Consider the following 8,601-nt stretch of genomic DNA (forward strand, 5'->3'; position numbering starts at 1 on the left):
TGGGGCGGCTGGGGCTGGGGCTGCGGGCGCCGGGGCGGCCCGCGCTGCGGCCGGGGCCGACGCGGCGGACGACGCGGCGCTCGTGGCGCACTACGCCGACAAGGAGTTCGAGTACGGCTTCGCGAGCACCTGCAAGATGGTCCTGCCGGCAAGCGAGCTGAAGGGCAAGAAGATCCTCGACGTGTGCTGCCGCCGCGGCAAGGGCGTGTTCAAGCTGAGCTCGATGGCGGGCAACGGCGGCGGCGTCATCGGCGTCGACTGGAGCGCGGCGCACCTCGCCGAGGCGCGCGACCGCATGGAGCGCGCATGGCGCGACAGCGGCCTGGCGCGCAACAACATGGAGTTCCGCGCGGCCTACCCCGAGGACCTCATCGCGGCGGGCATCGGCACCTCCACGATGGACGTGGTGTACGTGAACAGCGTGAACACGTTGTTCTTCGACACCGCCCGCGCGCTGCGCGAGTTCGGGCGCGTGCTCAAGCCGGGCGGCCTGCTCGTGTTCGAGACGGTGCTCGCCGACCGCGAGCGCGACGATGACGTGGTGGCTGCCGCCCGCGAGCTGGGCAACTGCATCCAGGCGGCGCGCACGCGGCAGGAGAACGAGGCGTGGCTCGCAGCTGCGGGATTCGGCGAGGCGACCGTCGTGGAGTCCTACGCGGTGGAGGCGAGCCGCGGCTTCAAGCCGGGCAGCACGGTGGACGTGGTGCCCGGTGGCGAGGACGTGCGCTACGAGGCCGTGTCGCTCTACGTGAGCAAGCTCTAGCAGCCGTCGGCCTGCGGAGCGGGGAGGCGGGGCGCGCGTCTGCCCCAAGGAGGTTGTTGAGCATGGAAGTGCCGGTTGAGAGGCGGTTTCGCGGGTCGGTGCGGCTCGTCACGCTGCATCTGTGGCGCGTGGCGAAGTCGACGGATCTTGAGGACGGCTTCGCCTGCGCGCGCGAGCTCGGGATGATCGACGAGGGCAACGAGCGGTTCATCCGCCGCTGCCTGGCGATCGACGCGCAGCTCGAGGCGGGGGAGGAGCCTGCCGAGCCCGTGACGCCCGCGCTCGTGCAGGAGCTGCAGGCGTGCGCCATCAGGCTGAACTCCGCCGACCCGGCGTAGGGCCCCATATAAGGGAAAGCGCGCGGCTTCGCGGGTCGCGCGCTTCCTCACCGCCTCGTCGCAAGGCGGCGCCTCGGGAGCGGCGCCTCGGGAGCGGCGCTGCCTGTTCGCCGATCAGTCGCCGAACAGCTTCTTGCCGGCGATGGTGCTCTCGAGGGAGTTGCCGTTTTGGGAGTGCCGCTGCGCCGTCGCCGACCCGGATGACTGCGAGCGCTCGTTGAACGTGGTGCAGAACCCCTTGAGCCCCCGCAGCAGCTCCTCGAGCGAGCCTCTGTGGATGTCCTCCAGGTAGGTCTTGAAGGCGGCGTACACCTCGTCGGCGCTGCCCACGTGCAGCTTGGGCGCGGTGACGGCGAGCCAGCCGTGCAGCGCGGCGGCCAGGCGCGCCGACCCGCCCTCCTCGCCGTACATGCGCTCGACGGGTGCCCAGTAGCGGTCGTACAGGCGCGTCTGCTCGTCGTAGCTGGCGCTGGCGAGCAGCAGGTTGCGCACGAGGTCGGCCGTCGACAGCGGCATGCCCTTCGAGTTCAGGCTCTCGAAGATGAGCTGCGCGCGGTCCTCGTCCTCGAGCTCGGCGGCCAGCACGACGAGCCGCTGCAGGCCGCCCCAGAGCGCCGCGGCGTCCTCGGCGTCGAAGCGCTCGTCCATCTTCTCGCGGAAGCGGCGGTAGTTGCTGATGACGTTGGCGGACAGGTCGTCCTCTTCGGGAAGCTCCGTCTTCTCGAGCACGGCTGACAGCGTGGCGCGGTCGACGCGCGAGAGCAGCAGCTTCGGCGCGGGCGCGCCGTCGGATGCTGCGGGCATGCCCGGCGCGCGCAGGTGGCGCTGCGTGATGCCCTCGGCCGTGGCCCCCTCGAGCGTGAGGCCGGACTCGCCCAGGTAGTCGCGCAGCGCGGTGAGCAGGAGCGTGAGCGTGGCCGTGCGCTGCTGCCCGTCGATGACGTGCAGGCGCTCGGCGCCGGCGGCGTCGCCCGGCTCGTGCGCGTACAGGACGGTGCCGGTGAAGTGCGTGGCCCCCGTGCGCCCCGCGCGCATGACGTCGGCCCACAGCTGGTCGCACTGGCGCGTGCTCCACGCGTAGACGCGCTGGTAGACGGGGATCACGAGCTGGGTGTCCGGCGCTCCCAGAAAGTCGAGGAGCGTTTCTTGTCTGATGATCATGACGCCTCCCTACTGCGTCGCGTCGACGGCCGACATGGCCTCGTTGTACTTCTGCGCGGCCCCCTCGTGGTCGGTCTTCTTGAGCTTGCGGTCCGCCACGAGCGTGGGCGCGCCGTTGATGGCCCAGTTGAACGACGAGCGGAACTTCTTCACGGCGTGGTAGCGGTAGTTCTCCGCCCACACGAGGCTGAAGTTGCGCAGCTCGGCGAGCAGGCTCTCGGTGGTTCCCTCGAACTCGTCCTCCACGTAGCGCTTGAACACGCTGTACACCTCGCCCGTGCCCTTCGCGCGCACCTTGCGGAAGCGCAGCGAGAGCCAGCCCTGGATGGCGTTGTCGAGGCGCAGCGAGCCGGGGTCGGGCGCGAACATGCCCTCGATGGGCGACCAGTACTCGTCGTAGAGGCGGGTCTGCTCGGCGTGCGTCTCGGCGAGCAGGAGGTAGTTGCGCACGAGGTCGGCCGTGGTGAGCGGCAGGCCCTTGGAGTTCAGGCTCTCGAAGATGAGCTGGGCGTTGTCGGAGCGGTCGACCTGAGCGCCCACCACGAACAGCAGGTTGACCCCGCGCCAGAAGGCCGCGGGGTCGAAGCCCTCCTCGGCCATCTTGCCCTCGAAGAAGGCGAGGTTGGCCATGACGTTCTCCGAGGGGCTTTTCGGCAGCTCCTCGCGCATGGCGACGGCGAGGAGCGTGTCGCGGTCGGTGCGGGAGAGGAGGAGCTTGGCCTGGCTGGCGATGCCGGCGAGGGCTCCGGCGGGGATGCTGGTCGCGCTGTCGGCGTCGGCCGGGGTCGCGTCAGCCAGGTCGGCCGGGCCAGCCGCGTCCTTCGCGTCAGCCGCGCCAGCCGCGCTGCCGGCGGGCGTCGTCTTGAGGAACCGCCGCTCGATGCTCGCGGCGTCGACGCCTGCGCCAGCGTCGGCGTGCGCGTCGAGGTAGCGGGCGAACGCCGCGAGCATCAGCGTGAGCGTGGTCAGGCGCTGCTGCCCGTCGACCACCGCCAGGCGCGTGATGCCGCCCGCGTCCTGCGCGTCCTGCTCGTAGAGCAGCGTGCCCACGAAGTGCGTCAGGTTCGACTTCGCGGCGCGGTGCACGTCGAGCCAGAGCTCCTCGCACTGGCGGTGCTTCCACGAGTAGAGGCGCTGGTATGTGGGGACGACGAACTGGACGTGCTCCCTTCCGAGCAGGTCCAAGAGCGCGTCGTTGCTTGTCTTCATGAAGCGTCACCTCCTGTTTCCGGTGTTGGCTTGCTGTGATTGTAGGAAACGCGCCGCGTGTGTGGCGTACAGAATCGTACAATATGTACGATAACTTGCGCCCACGTGCGCGGGCGCGCCTCGGTGCGCGGCGCGGGCGGCGCACGCCGAGGGCGGCGAGGCCGAAGGCAGCAGCGAAAGCCGAAGACGAAGGCAGCGGCGGCGCACGCCGAGGGCGCGAGCGGAGACGCTCGAGGCGAAGGAGGAGACCCATGACTGACGCGCGGGCGCGGCGCAGCCGCGAGGCGATAAAGGACGCGCTCTTAGACCTGCTCGGCACGCGGCAGCTGGCGAGCATCACCATGTCGGAGCTCGCGCGCGCGGCGCGCGTGAGCCGCTCGACGCTGTACGCGCACTTCGGCAACGTGCAGGAGGCCTACGAGGAGCTCGCCTACGACTTCACGGCGCGCATCCCCCCGCTCGAGGCGTTCGTGGGCTGCGAGGGCTGCGCGGCGCGCCGCCTGGACGCGCAGCCGTTCTGCGTGGCCATTCGCAACGCGGGGAAGTACCTGCCGCTCGTGCGGGACACGCGCTTCCTCCCCACGCTGTTCGAGCGCGTCGAGGCCGGGGCGTACGCGAGCGAGATGGTGGCGACGTACCGCGCGACGGGGCTCGAGGAGGCGCACGCGCGCGCCATGCTGCGCTTCCAGCTGAGCGGCTGCTACGCGGTGGCGCTCTCGGGCGTGCGCGCGGAGGACTGGCCGCGCCTGCAGCAGTCCATCGACACGTTCATCATGGGCGGCATCGGCGCGCTACGCACGCGCTAGCAGCGCCAACGGGCGAATTTCGCGACTTTGATCCAGGATGAGCGGGGCCTCCCCCTAGGGAAAACGGGGAGGGTGCGCTACAATAGCAGAACGTGTCTAGTGGGCGGAAGCATGGGCTGAAGCGCGCGGGACGCGCTTCGAGAAATGCAAGCGAGTTCATGTACAGGGGGAGAGACTGTGCAAGTAAAAGATAGGGCGCTGGAGGATGACGGCGAGCGCCAGGAACTGGTCCTCACCATAACCGCGAGCGCCGAGGAAGTCGACGCGAGCGCCAAGGAGTTCTTCGGGCAGATCGCCCAGCGTGACCTCAAGGGATTCCGCAAGGGCAAGGCCCCGCGCGCCATCCTGGAGCAGAGCGTCGGCGGGCACGCGAACGCCATGGGCGGCGTGGCCGAGACGCTCATCAACGAGATGGCCTTCAAGGCCATCGACGGGGCCGACGTGATCTTCATCGAGGAGCCGCAGTTCAACGTGACCGACCAGCTCGAGGAGGGCCGCCCCTTCACGTTCACCGTGTCGGGCCTGGTGGCCCCCGCCATGAAGCTCACGAGCTGCGAGCCGGTCTCCATCGAGATGCCCCCCGAGGAGGTCACCGACGAGGAGGTGGACGCCCAGCTCGCCGAGCTGCAGGACTACTACCACTCCTTCGAGGAGATCGCCGACCCCGACCACGTGGCCGAGCCGGGCGACTACATGATGGCGGTGCTCTCGGTCGACAACCACGGCAAGGTGATCTCCGGGCTCTCCAACGCCAGCCGCATGATCGGCCTGGGCGAGGGCATCATGCCCGCGTCGTTCGACGAGAAGGTCTACGGCGCGAAGGCCGGCGATGTGCTCGAGTTCGACTTCGAGGCGAAGGACGACGAGGGCGGCTCCGAGTTCGGCGACGGCGAGCTGCACGCCGTGGTGGAGATCAAGAGCTTCCGCAAGCGCGTCCTCCCCGCGATCGACGACGAGCTCGCCGCGAAGGTGGGCTGCACCAGCGTGGAGGACATGCGCAAGCAGATGCGCCACAGCATCAGCGTGCAGAAGGGCAAGGAGCTTCCCAAGCTCAAGGTCGACCGCGTGATCGACGCGGTGCTCGAGCGCCTCGACGGCGAGGTCCCCGGCTACTACGTGGACTTCATCCGCCAGGACGTGGGGCGCGAGCTCATGCAGTCGCTCGAGAAGCAGGGCACGAACCTCCAGCAGTGGATGCTCCAGAACAGCATCCAGGCCGACCAGATGAAGGAGGACGTGGCCACCGAGGCGCAGCGCCGCGCCTCCATCGACTGCGCGCTCGAGGCGCTCTTCCGCGACCTGGGACTCGAGCTCACCGACGAGGACATCGACAAGATGTTCGAGGGCGATGACGACCCGGCCGCCACGCGCGCGGCGTGGGAGAAGGCCAACCGCATGGCCGACGTGCGCAAGATGTGCCGCCAGACGAAGGCAACCGACTGGCTGGTGGAGAACGCGCAGGTGACGGTGGTGGCCGACGCCTAGGCGGGCGGCGCCTAGGCAGGCGGTCGCGCGGCGGCGGGCCGGTGACGCATGGCGGACCCGGCGCACGGCGACCTGCGGCGGCCCTCGCCTCGCCCGCGCGCGGCAACCTGCGCTTCGCACCTGCGCTCTACGAGGTATCTGTTCTGCCTGCGAGCTTCGCAGGCGGCTTGAACCAATCCTGAAAGGGGATTACCGATGCAACTTGGATCTACGGTGACGCTCGTCTACAAGGGCACGCTCGAGGACGGCACGGTGTTCGGCTTCGCCAACGAAGAGGACCCCATGAAGTTCCAGACGGGCATGGACATGGCCATCGACGGCTTCGAGCAGGCCATCCTCGCGATGAGCGAGGTGGGCGAGAAGAAGACGTTCACCATCAGCGAGTACGAGGCGTACGGCGAGTACCTCGACGACTACACGGCCGAGATTCCGCTCGAGCAGATTCCCACCAGCGTGAAGGTGGGCAAGCGCATCTGGCTGTCGAGCAGCGAGGACGGCGCGCCCGTGCCGGCGACGGTGCTCGAGGTGAAGGACGGCATCGCGAAGTTCGACCTGAATCACCCGCTGGCGGGCAAGAGCCTCACGTTCGAGGTCGAGATCCTCGAGATCGAGGACGCCCCCGAGAACTTCGTGTCGGCCCAGGAGAAGGCGCAGCACATGAAGGAGCAGACCAAGCTCCTCGGCGGCGACCAGGGGATCGACTACCGCTAGGACATCCTGCCCGCCGCCTGCGCGCGCAGGCGGCGGGCTTTCGTTTCCGACACATTTCACTTGGAGGTTTTCCACATGGCGAAACAACGCTTTACCCTTACCTCGTACGACCCGGTGTACGCCATTGCCGAGGAGGTAAGGATCCCCGAGGAGGTCATCCGCGAGCAGGCGCTCCGCTGGCTGAAGCTGCAGTGCTGCAAGGAGGGCGAGGAGCCGCGCCTGTCGAACCAGTGGGTGGCGGCGCACACGAAGGACTTCAAGAACGTCGAGGAGCTGATGATCTTCATCCGCTACAACATGTACCGCGACAACCGCGAGGTGCAGGAGCTCTCCGACCAGGACGCCATCTGCAAGGAGCTCTCGAAGCGCCTGGTGGAGGAGCTGCCGGCTGACCTGGTGGAGGAGTCCCTCTACGCGGCGAACTACCGCCTCGAGGAGATGATCAGCCGCAACGGCATGACCATCGAGGACTTCTGCCGCCAGCGCGGCATGACGCTCGACCAGCTGTACGCCGACGTCAAGGAGCGCACCATCCAGAGCCTGAAGGAGGACTCGGCGCTCGAGGCGTACGCCGACCACGCCGGCTACACGCTCGAGGCGGAGGACTTCTACGCGATCATCCCGGGCGACGACATCCAGGACAAGGCGCGCAAGCGCCAGCAGATCGAGCTGGAGGGCCGCCTCGCGCAGATGGAGGAGTACGCGCTCAAGACCAAGGCGCTCAAGGAGATCATGGAGAACGCCATGATCAAGCGCAAGCCCACCGACGCCGAGTGGCTCCGCTACGGCGACACGAGCGCCGACGTGCTGAACGCGAACAAGCAGTTCCCCGACAGCTTCGTGAGCCTGTAGGCGCGCAGCGCCGGAGCGCGCCGAAGCGTGCTGGGCGGCCGGTTGGCGGGGTGTGTTGGGCGGCCGGTTGGCGCCTGGAGCCCCGCTGGCTCGCGGGCCTTCCAGGTTGCGGCATCTGGAGTCTCGCGGCTCAGACGCCGGCCGGGTTCGCGCACATGGCCGCGCCGCCGCGCTTGCCAATCGTATTCGCCTGTGCGAAAATACCTAGGCACGCGCGGGCCGGCACGGCAGCGCGCATAACGTGGTCGATTGGCGCAGCGGGAGCGCAGGTGCCTTACAAGCACAAGGTCACAGGTTCAAATCCTGTATCGACCACCACGTAACTCAACCCCGTTTCACCAGGTGAAGCGGGGTTTTTCTCTGCGATGGCCCGCCACGGGCCGCTTCGCTCGTTCGCGGGCAGGTGAGCCCCAGCTCCTTGAGGCACGAGCTCGGCCAGTGGCTCTCCTGCCATTACCAGCACCGCGTCGCCCAAGGCGCGAAGGCCGACTGCCGCATCATCTACCGCACCACGGAAGATGGGATCGAGGTCAAGGGATTCGGGCATCGCAGGATTCCCGAGGACTTCTACCGCCGAATGAGCGCGGGGCGTGTCGAGCTGCCCTCCTGCTGAGCATCTTCGATGATGAGGGGCGCAATTCTCGCCTCGAATCTCATGAGCTTTTCGAGCTGCTTGTCGAGTTCTCCGAATATCTCATTTTCGGACATTTCTTCATCAACGGCGCAGTCAGCCGTGGAGAACGGCTTATGGAAAGCCCAGTTGACCCCCTTGGGATGTGAAGAGGCATGCCTGAATAGCGACTCGAAGCGGCGCAGCCTACGGCAGGGGAGGTCCGCCTCCGTTGCGGTACCCCTGAACGGCCTGCGTCGCGTCGTACACGAAGCGGGCGAAGGCCCTTCGGCCGTAGGTTCCAACGGAGTCGGCCCCGATGGCGTGGAACTTCGTGGCAAGGAAGAAGTTCCTCGACGCTGGCGACGCAGGGAAGCAAGGTGCGAAACCTTGGAGCGCGTGCTGCCGAGGCGGATGCGTCGATTCTTGGGAGAGCGGTCATCTCTCGTTGAGCGCGAGAGAGGGGGGTCGGCAGAAGCATCTGCCGAAACGGGAGATACGGGGGCGAAGTCTTGAGCACCGACAACGCCCTATTTTCAGATCGCGTGCCGAAAGTTGGTGTCAGGAGTCGCTTTGAGATAGAAGTGGCCATTGCCTAGAATCGTTTTTGCGAAAGTAACCGATTCATCAGAAAGGCAACGGCCACCATGGACACTTTACAGGATA

At 67.7% G+C, this 8,601-nt stretch carries 9 protein-coding genes and 1 tRNA gene; 8 read left to right on the plus strand and 2 right to left on the minus strand.

Annotated elements, in window-relative coordinates:
* On the plus strand, nt 1-763 hold a 763-nt coding region (locus HRL41_RS11065; RefSeq protein ID WP_172137079.1), incomplete at its 5' end, for a class I SAM-dependent methyltransferase.
* A gap of 62 nt (nt 764-825) precedes the next feature.
* On the plus strand, nt 826-1,101 hold the full coding sequence (locus HRL41_RS11070) for a hypothetical protein (RefSeq protein ID WP_165172053.1): 276 nt from the start codon (nt 826-828) through the stop codon (nt 1,099-1,101).
* A 114-nt stretch (nt 1,102-1,215) separates the two neighbouring features.
* On the opposite strand, the gene HRL41_RS11075 is transcribed toward HRL41_RS11070, so the two are convergent.
* Nucleotides 1,216-2,262 (minus strand): DUF262 domain-containing protein, encoded by a 1,047-nt coding sequence (locus HRL41_RS11075; RefSeq protein ID WP_172137080.1) that lies wholly within the window; start codon nt 2,260-2,262, stop codon nt 1,216-1,218.
* A 9-nt stretch (nt 2,263-2,271) separates the two neighbouring features.
* On the minus strand, nt 2,272-3,471 hold the full coding sequence (locus HRL41_RS11080; protein ID WP_172137081.1) for a DUF262 domain-containing protein: 1,200 nt from the start codon (nt 3,469-3,471) through the stop codon (nt 2,272-2,274).
* Between the two features lie 251 nt (nt 3,472-3,722).
* On the opposite strand from HRL41_RS11080, the gene HRL41_RS11085 reads away from it, so the two are divergent.
* The 6 genes from HRL41_RS11085 (at nt 3,723) to HRL41_RS11110 (ending at nt 7,938) form a co-directional block, all read left to right on the plus strand.
* Nucleotides 3,723-4,277 carry a TetR/AcrR family transcriptional regulator gene (locus HRL41_RS11085; protein ID WP_172137082.1) on the plus strand — a complete coding sequence of 185 codons (555 nt, stop codon included), beginning with the start codon at nt 3,723-3,725 and terminating at the stop codon, nt 4,275-4,277.
* 177 nt (nt 4,278-4,454) lie between these two features.
* Nucleotides 4,455-5,762, plus strand: a complete 1,308-nt coding sequence (tig, locus tag HRL41_RS11090) for a trigger factor (protein WP_165172045.1) — start codon at nt 4,455-4,457, stop codon at nt 5,760-5,762.
* A gap of 195 nt (nt 5,763-5,957) precedes the next feature.
* Entirely contained in the window at nt 5,958-6,473 is a 516-nt protein-coding gene (locus HRL41_RS11095) for a peptidylprolyl isomerase (protein ID WP_172137083.1), read from the plus strand.
* 75 nt (nt 6,474-6,548) lie between these two features.
* The gene (locus HRL41_RS11100; protein ID WP_172137084.1) at nt 6,549-7,325 is read left to right on the plus strand and encodes a hypothetical protein; all 777 of its coding nucleotides are present in this window, start codon (nt 6,549-6,551) and stop codon (nt 7,323-7,325) included.
* 243 nt (nt 7,326-7,568) lie between these two features.
* Nucleotides 7,569-7,643: transfer RNA gene (locus HRL41_RS11105), tRNA-Val, on the plus strand.
* Between the two features lie 100 nt (nt 7,644-7,743).
* Nucleotides 7,744-7,938 carry a hypothetical protein gene (locus tag HRL41_RS11110; RefSeq protein WP_172137085.1) on the plus strand — a complete coding sequence of 65 codons (195 nt, stop codon included), beginning with the start codon at nt 7,744-7,746 and terminating at the stop codon, nt 7,936-7,938.
* Nucleotides 7,939-8,601 lie beyond the last annotated feature (663 nt).

This window comes from Adlercreutzia sp. ZJ473 (assembly GCF_013185065.1).
In the GTDB taxonomy this organism is placed as follows: Bacteria; Actinomycetota; Coriobacteriia; order Coriobacteriales; family Eggerthellaceae; genus CAAEEV01.